This is a genomic window from Streptomyces sp. DT2A-34 (assembly GCF_030499515.1).
GTDB lineage: Bacteria > Actinomycetota > Actinomycetes > Streptomycetales > Streptomycetaceae > Streptomyces.
This window is the reverse complement of sequence record NZ_JASTWJ010000001.1, coordinates 9,344,962-9,367,058: the sequence shown is the minus strand read 5'-3', so window position 1 is coordinate 9,367,058 and position 22,097 is coordinate 9,344,962. Positions and strand designations below refer to the sequence as shown.

Here is a 22,097-nt window from a genome sequence, read left to right as displayed (position 1 = left end):
GGTACGGCAGTAGGGTGACGCCCGTGGCACCACGACCCTTGCATGAAATCGTCGAACCGGGCTGGGCGAAGGCCCTGGAACCCGTTGCCGAACGGATCGCCGCGATGGGCGACTTCCTGCGCGCGGAGATCGCCGCGGGACGCACCTATCTGCCGGCCGGGCCGAACGTCCTGCGGGCCTTCCAGCAGCCCTTCGACGACGTACGGGTCCTGATCGTCGGACAGGACCCGTATCCGACCCCGGGACATGCCGTGGGGCTGTCGTTCTCGGTCGCGCCCGACGTGCGTCCGCTGCCCGGCAGCCTCATCAACATCTACCGGGAGCTGAGCACCGACCTGGGGCTGCCGCAGCCGTCCAACGGCGATCTGACGCCGTGGACCCAGCAGGGCGTGCTGCTGCTCAACAGGGCGCTCACGACGGCCCCGCGCAAGCCGGCCGCCCACCGCGGCAAGGGCTGGGAGGAGGTCACCGAGCAGGCCATACGTGCGCTCGCCGCCCGCGGCAAGCCGCTGGTGTCCATTCTCTGGGGCCGCGACGCCCGCAACCTCCGCCCTCTCCTCGGCAAGCTCCCGTCGGTGGAGTCCGCCCACCCCTCCCCCATGTCCGCCGACCGGGGCTTCTTCGGCTCCCGCCCGTTCAGCCGGGCCAACGACCTGCTGATCCGACAGGGAGGACAGCCGGTGGACTGGCGCCTGCCGTGACCGACGCCTCCGGGTTCCTCGCCGTCGACTCCGGAGGGTCCGGGATGCGCGTCGTCGTCGGCACCGTCGACCAGGGGGCGCTGGCCCGGCGGGAGTCCCGCGAGCCCGTGCGTACCGGGGAGCGGGGCATCGACGCCGGGCATCTGATGGAGCAACTGGTGCCCATGGTTCGGACGTTGGCGGCCGAGGCAGGTGTCGCTCAGTTGGGGGCGGCCGTGGTCGGTGCCGCCGGGCTCGCCACCCTGGGCGGCGGGCTGCGCGCCGAGCTGCCCGCCGCGCTGGAGCGGGAGTTCGGCATCGGGCGCCTCGCCCTGGTCGCCGATGCCGTCACCGCCTATGTGGGCGCCCTCGGGCCCCGGCCCGGTGCCGTGGTCGCCGCCGGTACGGGACTGATCGCGATCGGCACCGACCTGACGCGCTGGCACCGCGCGGACGGCTGGGGGCATCTGCTCGGCGACTGCGGCAGCGGCGCCTGGATCGGGCGGGCCGGGCTGGAGGCGGCGCTGCGCGCGCACGACGGGCGGCCCGGCGGGTCGGCCGGGCTGCTGACCCGCGCCGAGGAGCTGTTCGGCCCGGTGCGAGGACTGCCCGGCAAGCTCTATCCGCGCCCGGACCGTCCCGCCGTCCTCGCCTCCTTCGCCCCCCACGTGGCCGCCTGCGCCGACGGCGACCCGGTGGCCGCGGAGATCGTGCGGGCCGCCGCACGGTACATGGCCGAATCGGCGGCCGCCGTCTGCCCGACCTCCGGAGAGCCCCAAGTCGCGCTCACCGGTGGCCTGTTCAAGATGGGCGCCCCTCTTCTCGTACCGTTGGAAGAGGAGTTGTCGAAGCGGCTGCCGCACGCGCGGCGGGTGCCGGCCGCCGGGGATCCGTTGCAGGGGGCGGTGCGTATCGCGACCGATCTGGCGGCGGACGCGTTCACTCTGCCGGGTGACGAGGCGATGCTCTACGTGGTCGGAAAGAGGGACTGATCCACCTACGCCGTCCGCTTCCGCACCGCACGTAACTCAATCAGACAAATACGGACGGATACCGCTCACCTGCACCCTCCCCGAACAGGGGAGCCCAAGAAGCCAGTAACATGCGTCGCCATGAGCTCCCCCACTGGGCCCGCGTCCGGCCTGCCAGTACGAATGCCGCGACCTCGTCAGCCCGGGCGGCACCGCCGACCCGAGCCCCTGGCGGCTCCCGAAGGCGCGCCCGCGCTCGTCCTCGCGGTGCCGGGCACGCCGAGCGCCGCCACCCGCGGCCTGGCCGAGGAAGTCGTGAGCATCGCCCGCTCCGAGCTCCCCGGTCTCGACGCCCGGATCGGGTACGTGGACGGCGACGACGTGGAGTTCCCCACGCTCCAGTCCGTGCTCGTGCACGCCGCCGAGGAGCGCATCGCCCGCTATGAGCAGGCGATCGCCGCAGGTGTGGAGGTCAAGGAGCCGGAGGGCCCCGTCGCCGTCGTCGTGCCGCTGCTGGCAGGCCCGGACAGCGCGCTGCTCCGCGTCATCCGCCAGGCCGTGATGGACAGCCGGGTCGCGGCCGACCTCACCGATGCGCTCGGCCCGCACCCGCTGCTCGCCGAGGCGCTGCACGTGCGGCTGTCGGAGGCCGGTCTGGCCCGCGCCGACCGTGCCCGGCTGTTCACCGTGGCCACGGCCGCGGACGGCATCATCCTCGCCTCTGTGGGCGGCGAGGAGGCCGTGCAGGCGGCCGGGATCACCGGCATGCTGCTCGCCGCGCGCCTGGCCGTGCCGGTGATGGCGGCGGCCCTGGACCAGGACGGCTCGATCACGGCCGTCGCCGAGCAGCTGCGGTCCTCGGGCTCGCAGCAGCTGGCGCTGGCGCCGTACCTGATAGGGCCGGAGATCGACCCGAGCCTGATCGCGCAGGCCGCCCAGGAGGCGGGCTGCTCCGCCGCCGAGGCGCTCGGCCCGTACCCGGCGATCGGGAAGCTCGCCCTGTCGAAGTACACGACGGCGCTGGGCATCGCCCCGCAGCAGCCGCAGGGCGCGCCGGTGCGCTGACACGCACGTCACAGCCGTAACGCCGAAGGGCCCGCTCCTCACTCGGGAGCGGGCCCTTCGGCGTCCGGTCACCCCTCGTCGGCGACCTGGCCGATGACCACGCAGGATGCCGCGGGCGCCTCGATCGAGCCCTCGTAGCGCGGGAGTCCCGTGGCCGGGTCCACGGCGAACCAGGACACGTCACCGGAGCGCTCGTTCGCGACGTACAGGAAGCCGCCCGCCTCGGTGAGCGCGCGCGGCCAGTGCCCGGCGCAGGTCACCGTCCCCACCAGCCGCAGTTCCTCCCCGGCCACGGCGAACGTCGACAGCACGTCCTCGCCGCGTGTCGCGGTCCACACGAAGCGGCCGTCGGGCGAGGCGACGATCCCCGACGGATAGGCGTCACCGGCCGGGGCGCCCGGCAGCACGTGCGTCTCGGCCAGCGGCTTCAGCGTGCCGTCGTCGGCGTCCCAGTGGCAGACGGTGACGGTGGGGGTGAGTTCGTTGAGGACGTACGCGTACCTGCCGTACGGATGGAAGGCCAGGTGGCGGGGGCCCGAGCCGGGCCGCAGGGCGATCTCCCGGTGTACGTCGAGGGCGCCGTCGGCCAGCGTGCACACCCGCACCGAGTCCGTGCCGAGATCGACGTCGACGACCCAGCGGCCACTTGGGTCGGGCTGCACCTGGTGGGCGTGCGGGCCCTGCTGGCGTGGCGTGTGCGGGCCCGAGCCGGTGTGCTGGAGGACGGCGGTCGGGGCGTCCGCGAGGGCGCCGTCGGGGCGCACGGGCACGACGGTGACACTGCCGGAGCCGTAGTTGGCGGTCAGGACGTGGCCGGCGACCAGGCTGAGGTACGTGGGTCCGCTGCCGCCCACCGGCACCGGTGATCCGATGAGCTCGGGCTTGCCCCCGGTCAGCCGGTAGGCGGCCACCGCGCCGTCGGCGGTCTCGCTGACCGCGTAGAGCGTGTCACCGTCGGGCGACAGGGCCAGGTAGGCGGGGTCGGGCACGTCGTCCACGCCGCCCAGGACGGTCAGCGCGCCACTGCCCGCGGCCACGGACGCCGTGGTGATGCCCTGACCTCCGGCCGCCGTGAACGATCCGATGTAGGCCCGCGTTCCCCGTCGTTCCCGCCTGCCGAAGTCTGCCACCGCTGTCCCCTTCCGGTCGGGTGCCGTCCGGGGTGACGGTAGCAGCGGATCATCATCGGTCTAGACCAAGGTCACCTAATCGTCGGCGCGTACGGCCATGCCGCCCGCCCGGGTCCCGGACTCGGTGGTGCGCATGGGCGGGATGCCGCTCCACCGTCTCGTACGGCCTCGGTGCTGCGCCCTGACGCGGGGCAAGCTCCGCACGGCACCCCGAGGAGGCTAGCCCGCGGGCCGCTCCCGCGCGGCTCGCGGGTTCCGTGCGTCCGATGGCGCGGGGTTACCCGGCGGATGGCCTGATCCACCCTCTAGGTGGCCGATAAAGCGACATGCCGGCCTGCCCGACCGGTCGGATCAGGCCCCGACGAGCCGCGAACCGGACGGCGTGCGCAGGGGCTGGGCCAGTTCGGCCAGGGCGCGCTCCAGGCCGTGCAGATGGGCCAGCGCGGGGTCCGACGCCGTCGGCTGCTCGGTGGGGGCGGTGATGTCCGTGCCGCCGGTGAGCGCCTCGACCGCGGCTTCGACGCGCCAGCACGCGGCGGCCAGGCGGGCGTCGTGCGAGGCCTCCGGGTCGGCGGCTACGGCGGCCAGGCCGCGGATCTCCCGGGCACAGTCGTCGAGCAGGGCCAGGACGCGGCGAGCGCGCCGCTTGCGGGCCGGCATCGGGTTCAGCGGGTGCACGAGCGGGGCGACCGAGAGCCGTACCCGGCCGAGCAGCTGTTCCAGTTCGGCAAGCTTCGAGGCCGGGTCGGCGGTCGCGTCGCCGGCGAGGCGCGCGGCGGCCTCGGCGGTGGCCGCGTGGACGCAGCGCAGGGCCCGCTGGATCCAGGCGTCCGTGACGGTGTGGGTGGTGACGGGCAGGACGAGCAGCACGGCCAGCACGGCGCCGAGCGCCCCGACGCCGGTCTCGGCGAGCCGCAGCGCCAGCAGGGCGGGGTCGAGGACGCCCAGCAGGCCGTAGAGGAGCTCGGCGAGCACCGTGACGCAGAGCATCATCCAGGTGTAGGAGACGGCGGCGGTGTAGAAGATGCCGAAGACGCAGACGGCGAGGAGCACGGCGGTGGGGATGCCCGCGCCGTTCAGCGGGACGGCGACGAGCAGGCCGAGGCCGATGCCGATCACCGTGCCGAGGATCCGGCGGAAGCCGCGGACCAGGGTCTCGCCACGCGAGGTGGTGTTGACGAAGATCCACCAGGTGGCGCCGACGGCCCAGTACCAGCGCTGCCCGGACACGAGCTGGCCCACGACCAGGGCGAAGCCGGCTCCGGCGGTGGCCTGGATGGCCTGGCGCGTGGTCACGCGGGCCAGTCCGCTGCCGCCGGGTGGTGCGGGTGCGGGCGCCGGGGGCGTACGGCGCTCGTAGCACCACAGCCCGAAGCGCACCGTGGCAGCGGTGAGCAGGGACAGCAGTACGGCGGCGTAGAGCTCGGGCAGCTGCCGCGGAGTCGCGTGCAGGAACTGCGCGACGAAGAAGGTCATGAACGCGAACACGCCGAGGCTGTGCCCGCGCGGCCCCCAGCGGCGCGCGTACACACCCGCGCCGACGACGGCGAGGAAGGTGAAGTCGCGGGCGACCGGGTGGTCGTGCAGTTCGGCCGCCGCCGCGAGGACGGGGAGGCCGACGAGCGGCAGCAGCGCGGTGGTGACCGCCTGCCCGCGCACCGTGGTGTCGGTGACGGTGAACAGGGCGAGCAGCGCGGCGAGCCCGCCGGTGACGGCGCCGACGAGGGAGTGTCCGGCCAGTGCGCAGACGACGACCGCGAGCCCGATGCCGAGGACGGCCCGCACGGCGAAGCGCAGCCGCGCCCGGCGCGGGTCCGGCGCCACGAACACCCTCTTCAGCACTGCTTTCCGCCCCTCCGTGTCGGCATGAAGAAGGCGCCGCGGAGGTCCGCAGCGCCATCGACGGTCCCATTGCAGCATCGCCATGGCGACTGGCTCAAGTGGCGTCGAATATGCTGGGCCATTGGCACAGACATTTCGGTCCTGGAGCGTCCACCAGCGAGCCAACGGACCACGTACGAGGAGAGGCCGGACGCCATGGCCGTGGACGAGCTCGACACCCGCATCCTGCGGCTACTGCTGGAACAGCCCCGCACGAGCGTGCGCGAGTACGCCCGCATCCTCGGCGTCGCGCGCGGCACGCTGCAGGCGCGGCTCGACCGGCTGGAGCGGGACGGCGTGATCACCGGCATCGGGCCGACCCTCTCCCCCGCCGCGCTCGGCCGCCCGGTGCTGGCCTTCGTGCACATCGAGGTCACCCAGGGCCATCTCGACGACGTGGGCGACGCGCTCGCCGCCGTACCGGAGATCGTCGAGGCCTTCTCGATCACCGGTGGCGGGGATCTGCTGACCCGGGTGGTGGCCCGCGACAACGCCCATCTGGAGGACGTGATCCAGAAGCTGATCAGCCTGCCCGGCGTGGTCCGCACCCGCACCGAGGTGGCCCTGCGCGAGCGCGTCCCGCACCGGCTGCTGCCGCTGGTGGCGTCGATCGGGCGGGCGGCGGCCGGGAAATGACCCTTGAGGCCGAAATGGCTCTTGAGGCCTTTGAGATCCTGGGGCCATGAGCGGTCTCAACGGCACTTCGGTCATCTTCGATCTCGACGGAACGCTCGTGGACAGCGAGCCCAACTACTACGAGGCCGGCCGCCAGGTCCTCGCCGAGCACGGCGTCCCCGATTTCACCTGGGCTGACCACGAGCGGTACGTCGGCATCAGCACCCAGGAGACGGTCACGCTCTGGAAGCGGGAGTACGGCCTGCGGGCCTCCGTCGACGAGTTGCTCGCCGCCAAGAACCGCCGCTATCTGGAACTCGCCCGCACCGCCACGCGCGCGTACCCCGAGATGCGCGAGTTCGTGGAGCTGCTGGCGACCGAGGGCGTCCCGATGGCCGTGGCGTCCGGCTCGTCGCACGGGGCCATCACGGCGATCCTCGCCGGCACGGGCCTGGACGCCCATCTGCGCACCGTCGTATCGGCCGACGAGGTCGAGCGCGGCAAGCCCGCCCCCGATGTCTTCCTGGAGGCGGCCCGTCGGCTCGGCGCGGCACCGGGCGACTGCGTGGTCCTGGAGGACGCGGCCCCCGGCGCCGCCGCCGCGCACGCGGCCGGAATGCGCTGCATCGCGATCCCGTACGTGGCCGCCCAGGCGGACGCCCCGGAGTTCGCGACAGCCGGTCTACTACTGCGGGGCGGGCAGGGGGAGTTCACGGCGCGCGAAGCGTACGACTGGCTCGTACGGTCGGCGGCCTCCTCCTGACCACCGGTACCTGGGCCGACTGAGCCGGCTGGCCAACTACCCGACCCGGGACGCGTGGGAGGACGGCATCGTCGTCGTCTTCGCCGCGGACAACGGCCACTTCTCGATCGAGCCGCAGGTTCCCGGAGTGCTGTCGGTCGGCGGCGTGTTCTCCGGTCCGCAGGACGAGCTGCGGGCGTCGGACTGCACGAGCGGTTACACCAGCCCCTGGTTCGACGGCGTCGTCGTCCCGCAGTTTCCGGGCTGGTCGGTCTGGCGCGCCTGGCTCAGTACCTCATGCTCCCGATTCCGCCCGGCTGCACGATCGACGCCGAGGAGAGCGATGCGGACGACGGCACGTCACGCAACGACGGCTGGGCCCTGTTCTCGGGCTCGTCGGCCGCGGCACCGCAGATCGCGGGAGCAGCGGCACTGCTCTTGTAAGCCCGGTCCGGACGAGGCCATCGGGGCGGGGCTGGTAAATGTGAGCGCGGCGCTGCACTTCGTCCTCACGCACCCTCACTCGTAGGTTCCGAGCTGTTCTCCGACAGCTGACGGGCGGTTGCCCATTCGTCCGAACCGGCCGACTCCCGGGCGTCGTTCCTTTGGATTCCGGGAAATGCCGGCAGGGAGCGGCGGGACCGTCGCCGACGGAGCCCTCCGCGTCGCAGGCCTGGGTGCTCAGGGCCACCGGCTCCTGCGCGTGGCAGCACGTGCCGGCCGGCCGCGCCATCGGCCACCACCGTCGGCGCGTTGCGGCCGTGGCGCTCTGACTGGCCGGTATGCGGAACGAGTTGGAGCGGGCGCTGGAGCAGAGTCCCTGGTACGACTCGCGGGTCGTTCCTAGCAGCGCCAATCCCGTCAGTACCGTTGACGCCTTCCCAGCCCACGCATAGCGTCTGGTCGACCATTCGCACATCGTTCGATACTCCGAACCCGCGTTGACCTCGTGGAGGAGCCCACATGGCACCGCCCCTCTCCAGAAGATCCCTTCTCCATGCCGCGGCGCTGGCGGCGGCGGCCCCCGCGGCCTCGTTCGCGGCAACGGGCCGGGCCTCGGCCGCCGTTCCGGGGGCTCAGGCTGCGGCTGCCGTGCGGGAAGCACAGGCTGCGGCCGCCGCCCCGTCCGCCTGGACCGTCCAGCCCTTCGCCCTCGACGACGTGGCCCTCCGGCCGGGCATCTTCGCCGGCAAGCGTCAGCTGATGCTCGATCACGGCCGGGGCTACGACGTGAACCGGCTCCTGCAGGTCTTCCGCGCCAACGCCGGCCTCTCCACGGGCGGCGCGGTGGCCCCGGGCGGCTGGGAGGGGCTGGACGGTGAGGCCAACGGCAATCTCCGCGGCCACTACACCGGCCACTTCCTGAGCATGCTGTCGCAGGCGTACGCGAGCACCGGGGAACAGGCGTACGCCGACAAGATCGGAACCATGGTCGGGGCACTGACCGAGGTGCGTGAGGCGCTGCGCCGCGACCCGCGGATGCTCAGCGTCACCGGGAAGTTCGGCACGGCCCAGGAGAACGTGCGCGGCTCGTACCAGTACGTCGACCTGCCGGCCTCTGTGCTCGGGGGCGCCTCGGCAGTCACCCTGTCGGCCTGGGTGAAGCCCACCCACAATGCCAACTGGGCCCGCGTCTTCGACTTCGGCGACAACACCACCCGGTACATGTACCTGGCCGGACGCAACGCCAACGGCGTCCCCCGGTTCGCCATCACCACCAACGGCCCCGGCGGGGAGCAGGGGCTCAACGGCACCGCCGCACTGCCCCTGAACCAGTGGAGCCACCTGGCGGTGACGATCAGCGGCAGCACGGGCACGCTGTACGTCAACGGCACAGCCGTCGCCCAGAACACGTCGATGACCCTCAACCCGTCGACGCTGGGCACCCTGACGAACAACTGGCTCGGCCGCTCGAACTTCTCCGGCGACCCGGTGTTCGCGGGCGCCTTCGACGAGTTCAACGTCTGGTCGCGGGCCCTGACCGCCGCCGAGATCACGGCGCTGCAGAGCAACCGGGCCTCGGCGACCTCGGCCGGCCGCGGCAACCTGGCGTCGTACGACTTCTTCGAGACGACCGGCGGCACGTTCGCGGACGCCTCCGGCCGCGGGCTGACCGCCACGCTGCGCCGCACCTGGGGCGGGCCGAGCCACCCCGGGTTCCTCGCCGCGTACCCGGAGACCCAGTTCATCGAGCTGGAGTCGATGACCAGTGGCGACTACACCAGGGTGTGGGCGCCGTACTACACCGCGCACAAGATCCTCAAGGGCCTGCTGGACGCCCACCTCGCCACCGACGACGCCCGCGCCCTCGATCTCGCGTCCGGCATGTGCGACTGGATGTACTCCCGGCTGTCCAAGCTGCCCGACGCCACCCTCCAGCGGATGTGGGGCATCTTCTCCAGCGGCGAGTTCGGCGGCATCGTGGAGACGATCGTCGACCTGCACTCGATCACCCAGAAGGCCGAACACCTCGCGCTGGCCAAGCTGTTCGACCTGGACAGGCTCATCGACGCCTGCGCCGCGAACACCGACATCCTGGACGGCCTGCACGCCAACCAGCACATCCCGATCTTCACCGGTTACGTCCGGCTGTACGACGCCACGGGCGAGGCCCGCTACCTCACGGCCGCGAAGAACTTCTGGGGCATGGTCGTCCCGCAGCGCATGTACGGCATCGGCGGGACGAGCACGGCCGAGTTCTGGAAGGCCCGCGGGGTCATCGCCGGCACGATCAGCGACACCAACGCCGAGACCTGCTGTGCGTACAACCTGCTCAAGCTGAGCCGGATGCTGTTCTTCCACGAGCAGGACCCGAAGTACATGGACTACTACGAGCGGGCGCTGTACAACCAGGTGCTCGGCTCCAAGCAGGACAAGGCCGACGCGGAGAAGCCGCTCGTCACGTACTTCATCGGCCTGAAGCCCGGGCACGTGCGCGACTACACGCCCAAGCAGGGCACGACCTGCTGCGAGGGCACGGGCATGGAGAGTGCCACGAAGTACCAGGACTCGGTGTACTTCAAGAAGGCCGACGGGAGCGCTCTGTACGTCAACCTGTACAGCCCGTCCACACTGACCTGGGCCGAGAAGGGCGTCACGGTCACGCAGAGCACGAACTTCCCGAGGGAGCAGGGCTCCACGATCACTATGGGCGGGGGCAGCGCGTCGTTCGAGCTGAAGCTGCGCGTGCCGTCCTGGGCGACCGGCGGCTTCAAGGTGACCGTCAACGGCAGCGCGGTCGGCGGCACTCCGGTCGCGGGCAGCTACTTCACCGTGTCCCGGAACTGGCGCAGCGGCGACACCGTGCGCGTCACACTCCCGTTCCGGCTCCGGGTCGAGAAGGCCCTCGACGATCCGTCCCTGCAGACCCTGTTCTACGGCCCGGTCAACCTGGTCGGCCGCAACTCCTCGACCGACTACCTCCAGTTGGGGCTGTACCGCAACGCCGGACTCTCCGGCGACCTGCTGCCGTCCCTCACCCCGGTGTCCGGCAAACCGCTCCACTACACCCTGGGCGGCACCGAGTTCGCCCCCTTCTTCGAGGGCACCGAGGACCCGACCCACGCCTATTTCCGGCGCTCCGAACCCCGGATCGTCTTCGGCAACACCGACTCCGGCGTCGCCAACCCCGCGAAGTCCGACGGCACCACGCTCCTGGACGAGATCTGGGCCGGGGCGCCGTTCAGCAGCAAGGCTGCGCTGGTCTCGCGTGTGCGGGCCACCGTGAACGCGTGGGTGACCGGCGGTCTGCTGAGCCAGGCCGACGGACAGACGGTCGTGCGCACGGCGGAGCAGGCCACGTACGCCCCCTGAGCCGCCGCCCGCCCAAGGGCCCCGGGTCCGGGACTCGGGGCCCTACCGCACCTGCGCCGCACGCCCGGCGCGGTGATCCTGGCACGGTGACGATCGCGGGTGCCGGTCGGCCGTCCGCTACGACCGGCGGCGGGGCTTGCCTCGACCCGTGCCCTTGGCGCCCTTGGTTCCCTTGGCGCCGCCGGAGCCGCCGGAGCCGCCGCGGGGGCTTCGGCCGGTTCCCGGCTGTCGCCGGGGGCTGCCGCCGGCTTCGGGGCGCTTGCGCTTGGGCTGGTCCGGGGCGGCCTGGGACGTGGTGCGGCCCCGGGTGCTGTTGACCGTGCGGCCGCGGACGACGCCGATGAAGTCCTCGACCAGGTCGGTGGTCGCGTCCTCCGGCCAGGACAGGGCGATGCTCGACTGGGGGGCGTCCACGAGCGTCCGGTAGGTGAGGTCCTTGCGGTGGTGGAGACGGGCCAGCGACTGGGGTACGACGAGCAGGCCGACGCCGGCCGCGACGAGCTCGACGGCGTCCGCGGTGGTCGCGGGGCGCTCGAAGGCGGGCTGCCCCGGTGGCCGGTCCCAGTCGAGGACGTCGTCGAGGGGGTGGAAGAGGACCTCGTCGGCCAGGTCGTCCGTGGTCACCTCATCCACTGCCGCGATGACGTGGTCCTTGGGGACGACGACGACCGTGGTCTCGGTGTACAGGGGGATCGCGCTGAAGAACGCACGGTCGACCGGCAGCCGTACGAAACCGGCGTCGGCGGCGCCGTCCCGCAGCAGGTCAAACGCCTCGGCGGCGGTGACCGCGCGGAGGGTCAGGGGGACGTCGGGGAAGCGCTCGTTCCAGATCCGCACCCACTTCGAGGGGGTCACTCCCGGGACGTACGCGAGCCGGAAGGAAGCGGCTGCTTCCGAGGACGAAGGGGGTACTTCCGAGCCTGTCACCTGGCCAGGTTACCGGCCGTGGTCGGCGGGGGTTCACCCAGTCGATACCCTTGAGACCATGACGTCGCACCAAAGCACCCAGACCATGAAGCCCGCCACCGCGGCCAAGAAGCTGGGTGTGTACCTCGAAGCCACCCCCGCCGAGTTCCGCGAGGGTGTCGTCACGCGCGCGGAACTGAACGCGCTGCAGGCGGACCCGCCGCAGTGGCTGCGCGACCTGCGACGCGACGGCCCGCACCCCCGCCCGGTGGTCGCGGCGAAGCTCGGCGTGTCCATCGCGGGCCTGGCCCGCGGCGGCGTCACGGAGCCCCTCACCACCGAGCAGATCGAGGCGCTCAAGCAGGAGCAGCCCGAGTGGCTGCGGAAGGAGCAGGCCACCCAGGCCGAGGTCCGCAAGGAGGCGGCCCGCCTGAAGGAGCGCAACGCGGAACGCGCCGCGGAGCGCCCCTGACCCCCTCCTCGCGTTCTCGTCGTGGGCAGGCTCAGTCCGTCACGGACCGTTCCTGGATCGACTCGAGGAAAGTGACCGGCGGGATGAAGAAGAGGGTTCCGGTGACGGCCTGCGAGTAGTCGAGGATCGGGTCGGGGCCGGATTCCGGGCCACCCAGGAACATCTTCCGCATCATGGCCTCCGGTATCTCGGGCGTACGGGCATAGGCGATGAAGTACGTGCCGAACTCGCCGTGCCCGGGCCTGCCGAACGGCATGGCGCCGCGCAGGATCTCCAGCTCCTCCCCGTCCGGGCCGGTGACCGTGTTCACGTCCCGGTGGGAGCCGGGCACGTCGAGTTCGATGTTGGTCAGCTTGGAGCGGCCGATCACCTTCTCCTGGGCCTCGACCGCCAGGGCCTCCCAGGCGTCGACGTCGTGCAGGTACTTCTGGACGATGGCGTAGCTTCCGCCGCTGAACGCGGGATCCTCGTCCCCGACGACCGCCGCCTCGGCCGCCGCCTGGCCGACCGGGTTCTCGGTGCCGTCGACGAAGCCGAGGACGTTGCGCGAGTCGAAGTAGGCGAACGCCTGGTGGACCTCGTCCTGGACGGTGACCACGTCGCGCAGCCGCTTCATGATCTCGGCGGCCAGGGCGAAGCACAGGTCCGTGCGGGCGGCACGGATGTGGAAGAGCAGGTCGCCGGGGGTCGCCACGGCACGGTGGCGTGACCCTTCCAACTCCTTGAAGGGGTGCAGCTCCCGGGGACGCGGGTCACCGAACAGCCGGTCCCAGGCCGTGGACCCCACTCCGGCGACGCAGCACAGACCGCCGTCGGGACTGGGGAACCCGACGGCCCGCACCAATCCCGCGAGCCCGGCCAGCAGATCGCGCACCTCCGGCTCGCCACCCGGCTCGATCGTGACCACCAGGAAGACGGCGACAGGCGCCGGCGGGCTGAGCACCGGCTGTGACTGGGCATCGGCCAACCGCATCGACGACGACGGCATTGTTCCCCTCTCACCTCAAACCCCGCCAACTAACGATGCCCGGCCGAACCGCGAACGATACCCGCCAAATTTCCGCACATATGACTAGTGCGACGTGTGAGGAAAACCGGGTTCGACGCCGACTCGACACCGCCACTCGACAGGCGCTCGACGCGGAAAACCCGCATGCGAACGCACGTACGCATGCGGGATCATCCGGGAATGGTCCACCGTCTCGAACCCCTGGTCATCCGGCACGTCCACCGTCTCCCCTCCCCCGCGGGACCCGCCGGGGAAGGCGCCGTCGCGGCACGGCAGTTCGACGCCGCGTTGATGTCCGTGGGCTTCAAGCTCTCGGCAGAGCTGCTGGCCCGTCTGTCCGGGCTGTCCGAGGGCACGGTCGTCGACACCGCGGTGCGGACGCTGGGCACGGTCCGCGAGATGGTCGGCGACCATGTGCGGCACAACGTGTACTTCGTCGACTTCCCGGCCAACGTGCCGGACACGTACGACTTCGGGACGCGCTGCATCGCCGAGGCACTCGCCGACGACACGACACGCGCGAGCGTTCTGGAGCAGTTGAGCGACGGTGTCGTCGACCTGCTCACCCTGCCGTCGTACGGCCGCTACCAGCACACCTACGCCGAAATGCTGGACCACCACGAGGAGCTGATCGAGGCGGCCGGCGACCGTATGACGGTACTGCACCCGGGCGCCGACGCGGATGCCGAAGTCACCGCCCTGTACCTGGCGTTGGCGGGCAGCAGCACCCCGCTCGGCGAGGACGCCCTGCGTGATCTGGAGGTGCTGGCCGAGGCGTGCGCCGACGGGCCGCAGCCCGCGGAGATCCCGGTCCGGGAGAACCGTGCCGTGATCAACCGGGCTCGCCTGCGGGCCGGTTCGGCGCTGCTGCTGGACACGGTCACCGATGTGCTGCGGCTGGCCTGCGCGGTGTCCGGCGGTGACGTGACCCTTGTGGAGGCGACGCGGTTCCGCGGGCTCTCCCGGCCGGTGCGCCGTGCGCTGCTGGCCGGCCTCGACTCGGTGGTCGCCGCCGCGCCCGCCAAGCTCGCGGACGTGCACGCGTACCGCGAGGACTTCAAGCGGCTCGGCGAGCGCCTGCATCCGCACGAGTACCCGCAGTGGCCGCACGCCGCCGATGTGTTCGCGGTCGCGCGGGGCGAGAAGAAGGCGCGCTCCTTCGACAGCCGGGTGGAGGAACTGCTCGGCATGCACGACGTCATCGGCGCGGCGGAGCTGCTGAAGTCGGCGCCCGGAAAACTGTTCCGCTCCCTGGACCGGCTGCTGCGCATGGCCCTCGACCAGGACGAGCGCACCACGGTCGCGGCCGCCGCCGAGGAGGTCGTGGCCGATGTCTCCGGACGGGTCCTGCTGTCGGTCCGCGAACACCTCGCCAACCGCGCGCAGGAGACCGGCGAGCCCCGCGTGTTCGTGAACCGGCTCGGCCGCGCCTGGGTCACCGAGGACGAGCGTCCGCCCGTGCTGCCGCCCGAACGGGAGCGTCTGATCGCCGTCCTCGACGCGGAGATACGGCGCCGTCTGCCGGCCCCGGGACACCTGCTGATCGACCCGGACGTCCTGGATGTCGCCCTGCCGCTCAGCGGCCGGGCCGCCCCGGCCGGACTCGGCGTACTGCCCCGCGGGTCGGTGTCGCCCGTGGACGGCGAGCTGCTGCGCTTCTTCGTGTACTGGAAGCAGGCCGCCCACCGCACCGACTACGACCTGTCGGCGCTGATGCTGGACGCCGACTACGCGACGGTCTGCTGGCTGGCGTACACCAACCTCAAGGCCCTCGAGGGCGAGCACTCCGGGGACATCACCGAGGCACCCGACGGCGCCTCCGAGTTCATCGACCTGCGCCTCGGTGCCGTGCGCGGCGAGTTCATCGTCCCGCAGGTCAACATCTTCTCCGGGGAGGGCTTCGAGGAGGTCGAGGAGTCCTTCTTCGGGTTCATGCTGCGTGAGGCGCGGCAGCAGGGCCGTCCGTTCGAGCCGCGGACCGTGCGCATGAAGTCCGGCCTGCGCGGGCCGGGCCGGGTCGCGCTGCCGCTGGCGTTCCTGCGCGGTGCGGACGGCCGGTGGTGCGCCAAGTGGCTGCACCTGTATCTGAAGGGGACTCCGGCGGCCAACCGGGTCGAGGCGAACCGGGTTTCGGTCGCGACGCTGCTGCGCGGCATCGTGGAGCGCGAGCAGCTGACGGTCCGCTACCTCACCGGCCTGCTGGACGCCTCGTCGACCACCCTCTGGGACGGCGAGACGGTTCCCGAGGGTCCCGTCACCTACATCGGCCTGCAGCGGCCGGACGGGCTGCATCCGGAGTCGCGGATCGTCACCCCCGAAAATCTGCGCGACCTGATCCCCGCGTGACTGTTAGAGTCGGCCGTGGCGAGGCCATGAAGGGACTTCCTTCTCAACTCCTTCTTGAACCAGTCCTTTCGCTTTCCTCGCCACTCGACTTCTTACGGCCGGCTCAGCTGTCGTAGTCCACCGTCAGCGTCTCCGAGACCGGGTACGACTGACAGGTCAGGACGTAGCCGGCGTCCACCTCGGCCGCCTCCAGCGCGAAGTTGCGCCGCATGTCCGCCTTGCCGTCGGTGACCAGGGCCCGGCAGGTGCCGCAGACGCCGCCCTTGCAGGCGAACGGCAGGTCGGGGCGGGTGCGTTGGGCGCCGTCCAGGATGGTCCGCTCCCTGGGCAGGGCGGCGGTCGTGGAGCGGCCGTCGAGGGTGATGGTGACCTCGCTGACCGGCCCTTGCGGGCCGCCCTCCTCGTGGTGCACCTCCCGTACGGGCTCGTCGTCGGCGTAGAACAGCTCCTGATGCACACGCTCCGCCGGGACCCCGAGGCCCTCCAACACCTGCTGCGCGTCCCGGACCATGCCGTGCGGGCCGCACAGCCACCAGTGGTCGGCGGCCCGTACGTCGACCAGCGCGTCGACCAGCGTCGACAGCCGCTCGGCGTCGATACGGCCGGAGAGCACCTCGGCCTCCCGCGGCTCGCGGGACAGGACATGGGCGAGCTGGAACCGGGTCGGGTACAGGTCCTTCAGGTCCGCCAGCTCGTCGGCGAACATCACGGTGTCGGTGCGGCGGTTGCCGTAGAAGAGGGTGACCGTCGAGCGGGAGTCGGCGGCCAGGACGGACTCGGCGATGGACATCATGGGCGTGATGCCGGAGCCCGCCGCGATCAGCACGTGATGGCCGGGGGTCGTCAGGTGGGGCGTGAAGGCGCCGGTGGGAGCCATCACCTCGACGGTGTCGCCGGGACGTACGTCCTCGACGAGCCACGACGAGAACAGGCCGCCCGGAACGACCCGTACGCCGATACGAGGACTCGACCCAGCCGGCGAACAGATCGAGTACGACCGCCGCTCGTCCCGCCCGTCGATCTCGCGCCGCAACGTCAGCGACTGGCCGGGCGCGAAGGCGAACTCCTCGGCCAGCTCCGGCGGGATGTCGAAGCCGACGGCGACCGCGTCCGCGCACAGGGGCGTCACGGAGGCGACGCGCAGGGTGTGGAAGGCCGGACGGCGGCGGGTGCGCGGGCGTGCCGCGGCAGCCGTCTGTGCTTCCCTCAGGCCTTCCATTCAGATCTCCTTGACGTACTCGAACGGCTCACGGCAGGCGCGGCAGCGCCACAGCGCCTTGCAGGACGTGGCGGCGAAGCGGGAGGTCTCCTCGGTGTCCGCCGAGCCGCAGCGCGGGCAGGTCACCGCGCGCCGGGTGGGCGACAGCACGAGCGGGACCGGGCCGCGGGTGCGCGGGGCGGGGCCGGGCGGGGCGATGCCGTGCTCGGCGAGCTTGCGGCGGCCTGCCGGGGTGATCCAGTCGCTGGTCCACGGTGGATCGAGGACCGTACGGATCTCCACGCGCGCGTACCCCGCGTCGCGCAGTCGGGCCGCCACGTCCGCCCGCATCTCGGCCATGGCCGGGCAGCCCGAGTAGGTCGGCGTCAGGCTGGCGACGACCGTGCCGTCCTCGGTCGTCTCGACGCTCCGCAGGACGCCCAGGTCGGCCAGGGTGAGCATGGGCAGCTCGGGGTCCGGCACCTGTTCGGCGATGTGCCGGGCGCGCCGGGCGTCGAGCAGGGTGGTCACCATGTCGCCTCCGGGTGGGCGCGGGCCACCCCCTGCAACTCGGCCAGCAGGGGCGCGAGATGCTCGGTGTGCTCGCCGTGGCGGCCGGATCCGGGCAGCGGCCGGTACACCGGCATGGGCAGGCCGGCGGCCTCGGTGACCTGGCGCAGGACGGCGACGACCTCGTCCCGTACGCCGTACGCCGTGAACAACTCCCCCACGTATGGGGCCACTTGCTCCAGGGCCCGGCGTGTGCGGCGGTGCGACTCCTCCGTGCCGTCACCCAGGCGTACGACCCACTCGGCGGCGTACTGTCGGTGGTAGGCCAGCTCCTTGACGCCCTTCGTGGCGATCGCCGCCAGCACGGGGTCCGGGTGCGACGCCAGCTGCTCGAAGTGCGCGAGGCGCCAGCTGGACAGCATCAGCAGCCGGACGATCGAGAACGCGAAGTCGCCGCATGGGAGTTCGGCCAGGCGTACGTTGCGGAAGTCGCCGGCGTCCCGGAAGTAGGCGTAGGCGTCCTCGTCGCGTCCGGTGCCGTCGGCCTGGCCGGCGCGGGAGTAGAGCAGGCGGGCCTGGCCGAGGAGGTCGAGGCCGATGTTGGCCAGCGCCACCTCCTCCTCCAGCTCGGGGGCGCGGGTGATCCACTCGGCCAGGCGCTGGGCCGAGACCAGGGCGTCGTCGGCCAACTCGACGCACACGGCCGCCAGTTCGGCGGCGTCGACGCCCTCGGGCACCGTGGTGTCCACGCCGTGCAGGGGGTCCTCGAAGCCGGTGCCGTACGCCCAGCGGGTGTCGTCCTCGTGTCCCTCGGCGAGGGTCATGTAGACGTGGTCGTCACTCATGCCCTCTCCTTCAGATGTGCGGGACGTCGTCGGGGATGTCGTAGAACGTCGGGTGGCGGTAGACCTTGTCGGCGCTGGGCGCGAAGAACGGGTCCTTCTCGTCGCGTGTCGAGGCGGCGATGTGCTCCGAGCGCACCACCCAGATCGAGACACCCTCGTTGCGGCGCGTGTACAGGTCGCGCGCGTGCGTGAGGGCCATCCGGTCGTCGGCGGCGTGCAGCGAGCCCACGTGGACGTGGTTGAGCCCGCGCTTGCCGCGCACGAACACCTCGTACAGCGGCCAGTCCTGCTTCTCGGACGGATTCTCGGACGGCCTCTCGGCGGTCATGCCACCGCTCCCTTCTCCGCGCGGGCGGCCTGCTTGGCGGCGTGGGCGGTGGCCGCCTCCCGCACCCAGGCGCCCTCCTCGTGGGCGCTCCTGCGCCGTTCCATCCGCTGGGCGTTGCACGGGCCGTCGCCCTTGATGACCCGCATCAGCTCGTCCCAGTCGGGGGTGCCGAAGTCGTGGTGGCCGCGCTCGGCGTTCCAGCGCAGCTCGGGGTCGGGCAGGGTGACGCCGAGCTTCTCGGCCTGCGGGACGGTCATGTCGACGAACCGCTGGCGCAGCTCGTCGTTGGTGTGCCGTTTGATCTTCCAGGCCATCGACTGCGCGGAGTTGGGCGAGGCGTCGTCGGGCGGGCCGAACATCATCAGGGACGGCCACCACCAGCGGTTCACCGCGTCCTGCACCATCTCCCGCTGGGCCTCGGTGCCGCGCATCATCGTCATCAGCAGCTCATAGCCCTGCCGCTGATGGAAGGACTCCTCCTTGCAGATCCGCACCATCGCGCGCGCGTACGGCCCGTACGACGACCGGCACAGCGGCACCTGGTTGCAGATCGCGGCGCCGTCCACGAACCAGCCGATCACACCGACGTCGGCGAAGCTCATGGTCGGGTAGTTGAAGATCGACGAGTACTTCTGGCGGCCCTCGATGAGCCGGTTCGTCAGGTCCGCGCGGTCGGCGCCCAGGGTCTCCGCCGCCGAGTACAGATACAGCCCGTGCCCGGCCTCGTCCTGCACCTTGGCGAAGAGAATCGCCTTGCGGCGCAGGGACGGCGCGCGCGTGATCCACTCGCCCTCCGGCTGCATGCCGATGATCTCCGAGTGGGCGTGCTGCGCGATCTGGCGGATCAGCGTCTTGCGGTAGCCGTCCGGCATCCAGTCACGCGGCTCGATCCGCTGGTCGCGCGAGATCGTCGCATCGAAGTGCTCCTGCAGCTGCCCCTCGGGGGGCGCCTCGGCGGCGTGTGATGTCGTCATCGATACCAGCTTCCCCAACCGACCATTCGTTCGGTACCAGTGTGACTTGTTTCCGAGTGCCGAGCAAGACCCGTCACACAAGTCAGAGCCGCCCTGAATACCTCCACGGGGTATTCAGGGCGGCTCGGCGCCGGGGCCGGCTCACTTCCCCCCGTCGGGCACCTTCAGCTTGTCCCAGCTGACCTTGCCGGGGACGCCGTCCGCGTCCTTGCCCTTGAAGCCCAGCTTCTGCTGCCAGGCGGCGTAGGAGCGGCGGTCGGCCTCGGTCCAGTCGGGGCTCGGGCCCTCCTCGTAGCGGCCGCAGCCCTCGGCGACCAGGCGGCGACCCATCGCCGTGATGATCGGGGACTTCTGGCCGACGTGGAAGAAGCCGCTGCCGGGGAACGGCACGTACTTCGGCTTGGGCACAGGCGTCGGGTCGGGGGTGGGCCCACCGCCACCGCCGCCGCCCTTCAGCCGCTGCGCTATGCGCCCCCGCATCCCGTCCATCGTGAAGCCGCGCGGGTCGGTCTTGCCCGGCTGCCACTCCTTGTGGCCGATGACCGAGCGCTCGCTCCAGCCGTGGTGGCGGCAGATCGCGGCCGAGACCTTCTCGATGGCCTCCTTCTGCGCCTCGGGCCAGGGGTCCTTGCCGTCGCCGAGGTTGACGCACTCGAAGCCGTAGAAGCGGGCGTTGCCGTCGGTGTCGGCCTCGTTGTCGTGCGGCAGCTTCGACTCGTTGATCACGGCGCGCAGGACGTCGCTGTCGCCGAGGCCGGCATGGTTGGCGCGGCCGTTGCCGACGAGGTGCACGTGGCCCTTCTTGTCGATGACACCGTGGCAGAGCGGGCCCGGCAGGCCGGAGTAGCCGTTGTAGCAGATGTTCACCGAGGCCTCGGTGCCCTTGGTGACGGTGTGGTGGATCATCACGCCGTTCACCGGGCCCCAGGCACCCTTGCTGTTGCGGTTGTGGGTGCGCCAGCTGCGCACCTCGTGGACCGTCAGACCCTCCGCGCGGAGGATCTCCACCATCTTGGACGCGCTCAGGGGCTTGGCCATTACTTGTCTCCCTCCGCCGCCGCCTCGGCGTCCGCCGTGGTCTGCGACCTCCCGCCCGACGGATCCTCCGCCAACTGCTCCTCGCGGCGCGCCCGTTCCTCCGCCGCGAGCGTCGCCTCGTCCGCGGCCGGGATGCTGCTGGCCAGCGGGTTGAAGGCGAGGCGCAGGTCGACGGTGCCGCCCTCGCCCTTGACCAGGGCGAGCGGCGCGAAGCTGCGGACGATACCGAAGGGGCCCCGCAGCAGCGGGCGGCGTGCCGCGTCCGTGGGCCACTCGACGCTGCCGGTGGCGGTGCGGGCGGGGATGATCCAGTGGTCGCCGGTGCGGTAGCCGGCGCCCTTGGCGAAGTACACCTCGACGCCGTCCTCCAGCGGCAGCCACTCCCCCTCCGCGACCGGCACCGCACCGCCCTTCAGGGCCGTCGTACGGCCCTTGCGCCTCGGTCCCGCGTGGTGGTCCCAGCGGCGCAGGAACGGGTTGAGGTGGGGCAGCCGTCCGACGGCCGGGTCGGGCTCGGCGGACAGGCGCACCCGGCGGCCCGGCAGGTCCAGTTCCTCGACCCGCAGCAGGGGCAGGGGGTCGAGGCGGGAGGCGTACGCGGTGTCGACGAACTCCACGTGGTCACCGACGTCCAGGTCCAGCTTGTCGTCGTGCCCGAGGGACGCCAACTGCACCCAGGTGCCGTCGAGTTCGTCGACCGGGAAGACCACCGAGCCGTTCTCGCGGGACCACTTGAAGGTGGCGTCCTTCGCCTCGCCGCCCGCGTGGACCTCGACGCGGTACAGCTGGTTCTCCTGGCCGCGGTAGCGGGCGTCCGGCTTCACGAGGCACGGGTCCTCGTCGGCGTGGTCGGGCCGCTCACTGCGGGCGGCCAGGCGCGCGGTGGGCGTGGCCTGCTTGCGGGCCCACTTGTCGAAGGCGGCCCGGACGACCTCCTTGGACGGCTCGGTCTCCTCGATGTCCAGCGCGGCCAGCGACAGTGGCAGCACCTGCCACACGACCTTCACACGGGCGGCCGTGTCCGGCATCGCCGCGCCGAGCGCGACCTCGCGCAGCGCCGGGTCCTCGGCGGCCGAGACCGCTCGCTCCCACACCTTCAGGTACACCACGAACGGCGACTGAGCGGGCGAGGGCAGCCGGTCGTCGGGCTTCTCGGGGTCGCGGAAGCCGTCGGGCTGGTCCCAGTACGTCCAGTACTCGGGCGGGGCGGCGGCGTCCTGTTCCGCGGAGTCCTCGGCGTCGTCGTCCGGGACGGGCACGCCGGGCGCCGGGCGGGTCGCGTCGACCAGGATGCCGTCGACGTAGTAGCGGCCGCCGTGGATGAAGAGCGTGTCGATGTCGTGCCTGCCGCCCACGTAGTCGATCTTGAAGCCCGCGGCGCCGCTCGGCCCGCCGTACCGGCCGATCAGATCGGCGGCGAACCTGCGGGCCTGGTGGAGCTGGATCGCCGTCTGCTCGTTGATGTCGGCGTCGAGCTGGACGCGTCCTTGCTGGGCGACGACCGCCGAGTAGTGCCGTTCCGGGCGGAACGTGAGGCGGGAGAGATCAGCGTGCATGAAGGGGGTCCCCCTGGT

Annotated in this window: 20 protein-coding genes; 9 read left to right on the top strand and 11 right to left on the bottom strand. The window is 71.8% G+C overall.

What is annotated here, in order from left to right; all coding sequences use genetic code 11:
• Nucleotides 1-23: 23 nt before the first annotated feature.
• From QQM39_RS41800 to QQM39_RS41790, 3 genes are all read left to right on the top strand, one after another.
• Nucleotides 24-701: a uracil-DNA glycosylase gene (locus tag QQM39_RS41800; RefSeq protein ID WP_302002781.1), complete on the top strand. Its 678-nt coding sequence runs from the start codon at nucleotides 24-26 to the stop codon at nucleotides 699-701.
• Nucleotides 698-1,672, top strand: coding sequence for an N-acetylglucosamine kinase (locus QQM39_RS41795; RefSeq protein ID WP_302002780.1), 975 nt, complete (start codon nucleotides 698-700; stop codon nucleotides 1,670-1,672). The genes QQM39_RS41800 and QQM39_RS41795 overlap by 4 nt, the downstream gene beginning before the upstream one ends.
• Nucleotides 1,673-1,792: 120 nt before the next feature.
• Nucleotides 1,793-2,716: a sirohydrochlorin chelatase gene (locus QQM39_RS41790; RefSeq protein ID WP_302002779.1), complete on the top strand. Its 924-nt coding sequence runs from the start codon at nucleotides 1,793-1,795 to the stop codon at nucleotides 2,714-2,716.
• A gap of 68 nt (nucleotides 2,717-2,784) precedes the next feature.
• Here QQM39_RS41790 and QQM39_RS41785 read toward each other — a convergent pair whose 3' ends face one another.
• Both QQM39_RS41785 and QQM39_RS41780 read right to left on the bottom strand, forming a co-directional pair.
• Nucleotides 2,785-3,846, bottom strand: coding sequence for a lactonase family protein (locus tag QQM39_RS41785; RefSeq protein ID WP_302002778.1), 1,062 nt, complete (start codon nucleotides 3,844-3,846; stop codon nucleotides 2,785-2,787).
• A gap of 351 nt (nucleotides 3,847-4,197) precedes the next feature.
• Nucleotides 4,198-5,688: an FUSC family protein gene (locus QQM39_RS41780; RefSeq protein ID WP_302002777.1), complete on the bottom strand. Its 1,491-nt coding sequence runs from the start codon at nucleotides 5,686-5,688 to the stop codon at nucleotides 4,198-4,200.
• A 195-nt stretch (nucleotides 5,689-5,883) separates the two neighbouring features.
• Between QQM39_RS41780 and QQM39_RS41775 the strand changes: the two genes are divergently transcribed.
• The 4 genes from QQM39_RS41775 (at nucleotide 5,884) to QQM39_RS41760 (ending at nucleotide 10,897) form a co-directional block, all read left to right on the top strand.
• Entirely contained in the window at nucleotides 5,884-6,363 is a 480-nt protein-coding gene (locus QQM39_RS41775) for an Lrp/AsnC family transcriptional regulator (RefSeq protein ID WP_302002776.1), read from the top strand.
• A 46-nt stretch (nucleotides 6,364-6,409) separates the two neighbouring features.
• Nucleotides 6,410-7,105 carry an HAD family phosphatase gene (locus QQM39_RS41770; RefSeq protein WP_302002775.1) on the top strand — a complete coding sequence of 232 codons (696 nt, stop codon included), beginning with the start codon at nucleotides 6,410-6,412 and terminating at the stop codon, nucleotides 7,103-7,105.
• A gap of 276 nt (nucleotides 7,106-7,381) precedes the next feature.
• A complete protein-coding gene (locus QQM39_RS41765) occupies nucleotides 7,382-7,528 on the top strand; it encodes a S8 family serine peptidase (RefSeq protein WP_302002774.1) in 147 nt (48 codons plus the stop codon).
• A gap of 519 nt (nucleotides 7,529-8,047) precedes the next feature.
• Entirely contained in the window at nucleotides 8,048-10,897 is a 2,850-nt protein-coding gene (locus QQM39_RS41760) for a beta-L-arabinofuranosidase domain-containing protein (protein WP_302002773.1), read from the top strand.
• A 117-nt stretch (nucleotides 10,898-11,014) separates the two neighbouring features.
• Here the strand turns inward: QQM39_RS41760 and QQM39_RS41755 are convergent, their stop codons facing one another.
• Entirely contained in the window at nucleotides 11,015-11,824 is an 810-nt protein-coding gene (locus QQM39_RS41755) for a LysR family substrate-binding domain-containing protein (protein WP_302002772.1), read from the bottom strand.
• Between the two features lie 58 nt (nucleotides 11,825-11,882).
• Here QQM39_RS41755 and QQM39_RS41750 point away from each other — a divergent pair, with 58 nt between their 5' ends.
• Nucleotides 11,883-12,275, top strand: a complete 393-nt coding sequence (locus QQM39_RS41750) for a DUF5997 family protein (protein ID WP_302002771.1) — start codon at nucleotides 11,883-11,885, stop codon at nucleotides 12,273-12,275.
• A gap of 31 nt (nucleotides 12,276-12,306) precedes the next feature.
• Here the strand turns inward: QQM39_RS41750 and QQM39_RS41745 are convergent, their stop codons facing one another.
• On the bottom strand, nucleotides 12,307-13,263 hold the full coding sequence (locus QQM39_RS41745) for a Dyp-type peroxidase (protein WP_302002770.1): 957 nt from the start codon (nucleotides 13,261-13,263) through the stop codon (nucleotides 12,307-12,309).
• Between the two features lie 201 nt (nucleotides 13,264-13,464).
• Between QQM39_RS41745 and QQM39_RS41740 the strand changes: the two genes are divergently transcribed.
• Complete coding sequence (locus QQM39_RS41740) at nucleotides 13,465-15,630, top strand: TerD family protein (protein ID WP_302002769.1); 2,166 nt, start codon at nucleotides 13,465-13,467, stop codon at nucleotides 15,628-15,630.
• 103 nt (nucleotides 15,631-15,733) lie between these two features.
• Here QQM39_RS41740 and paaE read toward each other — a convergent pair whose 3' ends face one another.
• The 7 genes from paaE to QQM39_RS41705 form a co-directional block, all read right to left on the bottom strand.
• A complete protein-coding gene (paaE, locus tag QQM39_RS41735; RefSeq protein ID WP_302002768.1) occupies nucleotides 15,734-16,849 on the bottom strand; it encodes a 1,2-phenylacetyl-CoA epoxidase subunit PaaE in 1,116 nt (371 codons plus the stop codon).
• A complete protein-coding gene (paaD, locus tag QQM39_RS41730) occupies nucleotides 16,850-17,362 on the bottom strand; it encodes a 1,2-phenylacetyl-CoA epoxidase subunit PaaD (protein ID WP_302002767.1) in 513 nt (170 codons plus the stop codon).
• Nucleotides 17,356-18,183: a 1,2-phenylacetyl-CoA epoxidase subunit PaaC gene (gene paaC / locus QQM39_RS41725; RefSeq protein ID WP_302002766.1), complete on the bottom strand. Its 828-nt coding sequence runs from the start codon at nucleotides 18,181-18,183 to the stop codon at nucleotides 17,356-17,358. Before paaC ends, paaD begins: the two co-directional genes overlap by 7 nt.
• Before the next feature lie 10 nt (nucleotides 18,184-18,193).
• Complete coding sequence (gene paaB, locus QQM39_RS41720; protein WP_302002765.1) at nucleotides 18,194-18,511, bottom strand: 1,2-phenylacetyl-CoA epoxidase subunit PaaB; 318 nt, start codon at nucleotides 18,509-18,511, stop codon at nucleotides 18,194-18,196.
• Nucleotides 18,508-19,485, bottom strand: a complete 978-nt coding sequence (gene paaA / locus QQM39_RS41715; RefSeq protein ID WP_302002764.1) for a 1,2-phenylacetyl-CoA epoxidase subunit PaaA — start codon at nucleotides 19,483-19,485, stop codon at nucleotides 18,508-18,510. The genes paaB and paaA overlap by 4 nt, the downstream gene beginning before the upstream one ends.
• Before the next feature lie 141 nt (nucleotides 19,486-19,626).
• Nucleotides 19,627-20,523 carry a peptidoglycan-binding protein gene (locus QQM39_RS41710; RefSeq protein WP_302002763.1) on the bottom strand — a complete coding sequence of 299 codons (897 nt, stop codon included), beginning with the start codon at nucleotides 20,521-20,523 and terminating at the stop codon, nucleotides 19,627-19,629.
• A complete protein-coding gene (locus QQM39_RS41705; protein ID WP_302002762.1) occupies nucleotides 20,523-22,079 on the bottom strand; it encodes a DUF6519 domain-containing protein in 1,557 nt (518 codons plus the stop codon). The genes QQM39_RS41710 and QQM39_RS41705 overlap by 1 nt, the downstream gene beginning before the upstream one ends.
• Nucleotides 22,080-22,097 lie beyond the last annotated feature (18 nt).

Excerpts from the sequence above, each read along its gene's own strand:
- QQM39_RS41790 (WP_302002779.1), top strand. The coding sequence starts at position 1,793 with ATGAGCTCCCCCACTGGGCCCGCGTCCGGCCTGCCAGTACGAATGCCG.
- QQM39_RS41775 (WP_302002776.1), top strand. The coding sequence starts at position 5,884 with ATGGCCGTGGACGAGCTCGACACCCGCATCCTGCGGCTACTGCTGGAA.
- QQM39_RS41770 (WP_302002775.1), top strand. The coding sequence starts at position 6,410 with ATGAGCGGTCTCAACGGCACTTCGGTCATCTTCGATCTCGACGGAACG.
- QQM39_RS41765 (WP_302002774.1), top strand. The coding sequence starts at position 7,382 with ATGCTCCCGATTCCGCCCGGCTGCACGATCGACGCCGAGGAGAGCGAT.
- QQM39_RS41760 (WP_302002773.1), top strand. The coding sequence starts at position 8,048 with ATGGCACCGCCCCTCTCCAGAAGATCCCTTCTCCATGCCGCGGCGCTG.
- QQM39_RS41750 (WP_302002771.1), top strand. The coding sequence starts at position 11,883 with ATGACGTCGCACCAAAGCACCCAGACCATGAAGCCCGCCACCGCGGCC.
- QQM39_RS41745 (WP_302002770.1), bottom strand. The coding sequence starts at position 13,263 with ATGCCGTCGTCGTCGATGCGGTTGGCCGATGCCCAGTCACAGCCGGTG.
- QQM39_RS41740 (WP_302002769.1), top strand. The coding sequence starts at position 13,465 with ATGGTCCACCGTCTCGAACCCCTGGTCATCCGGCACGTCCACCGTCTC.
- paaE (WP_302002768.1), bottom strand. The coding sequence starts at position 16,849 with ATGGAAGGCCTGAGGGAAGCACAGACGGCTGCCGCGGCACGCCCGCGC.
- paaD (WP_302002767.1), bottom strand. The coding sequence starts at position 17,362 with ATGGTGACCACCCTGCTCGACGCCCGGCGCGCCCGGCACATCGCCGAA.
- paaC (WP_302002766.1), bottom strand. The coding sequence starts at position 18,183 with ATGAGTGACGACCACGTCTACATGACCCTCGCCGAGGGACACGAGGAC.
- paaB (WP_302002765.1), bottom strand. The coding sequence starts at position 18,511 with ATGACCGCCGAGAGGCCGTCCGAGAATCCGTCCGAGAAGCAGGACTGG.
- paaA (WP_302002764.1), bottom strand. The coding sequence starts at position 19,485 with ATGACGACATCACACGCCGCCGAGGCGCCCCCCGAGGGGCAGCTGCAG.
- QQM39_RS41710 (WP_302002763.1), bottom strand. The coding sequence starts at position 20,523 with ATGGCCAAGCCCCTGAGCGCGTCCAAGATGGTGGAGATCCTCCGCGCG.
- QQM39_RS41705 (WP_302002762.1), bottom strand. The coding sequence starts at position 22,079 with ATGCACGCTGATCTCTCCCGCCTCACGTTCCGCCCGGAACGGCACTAC.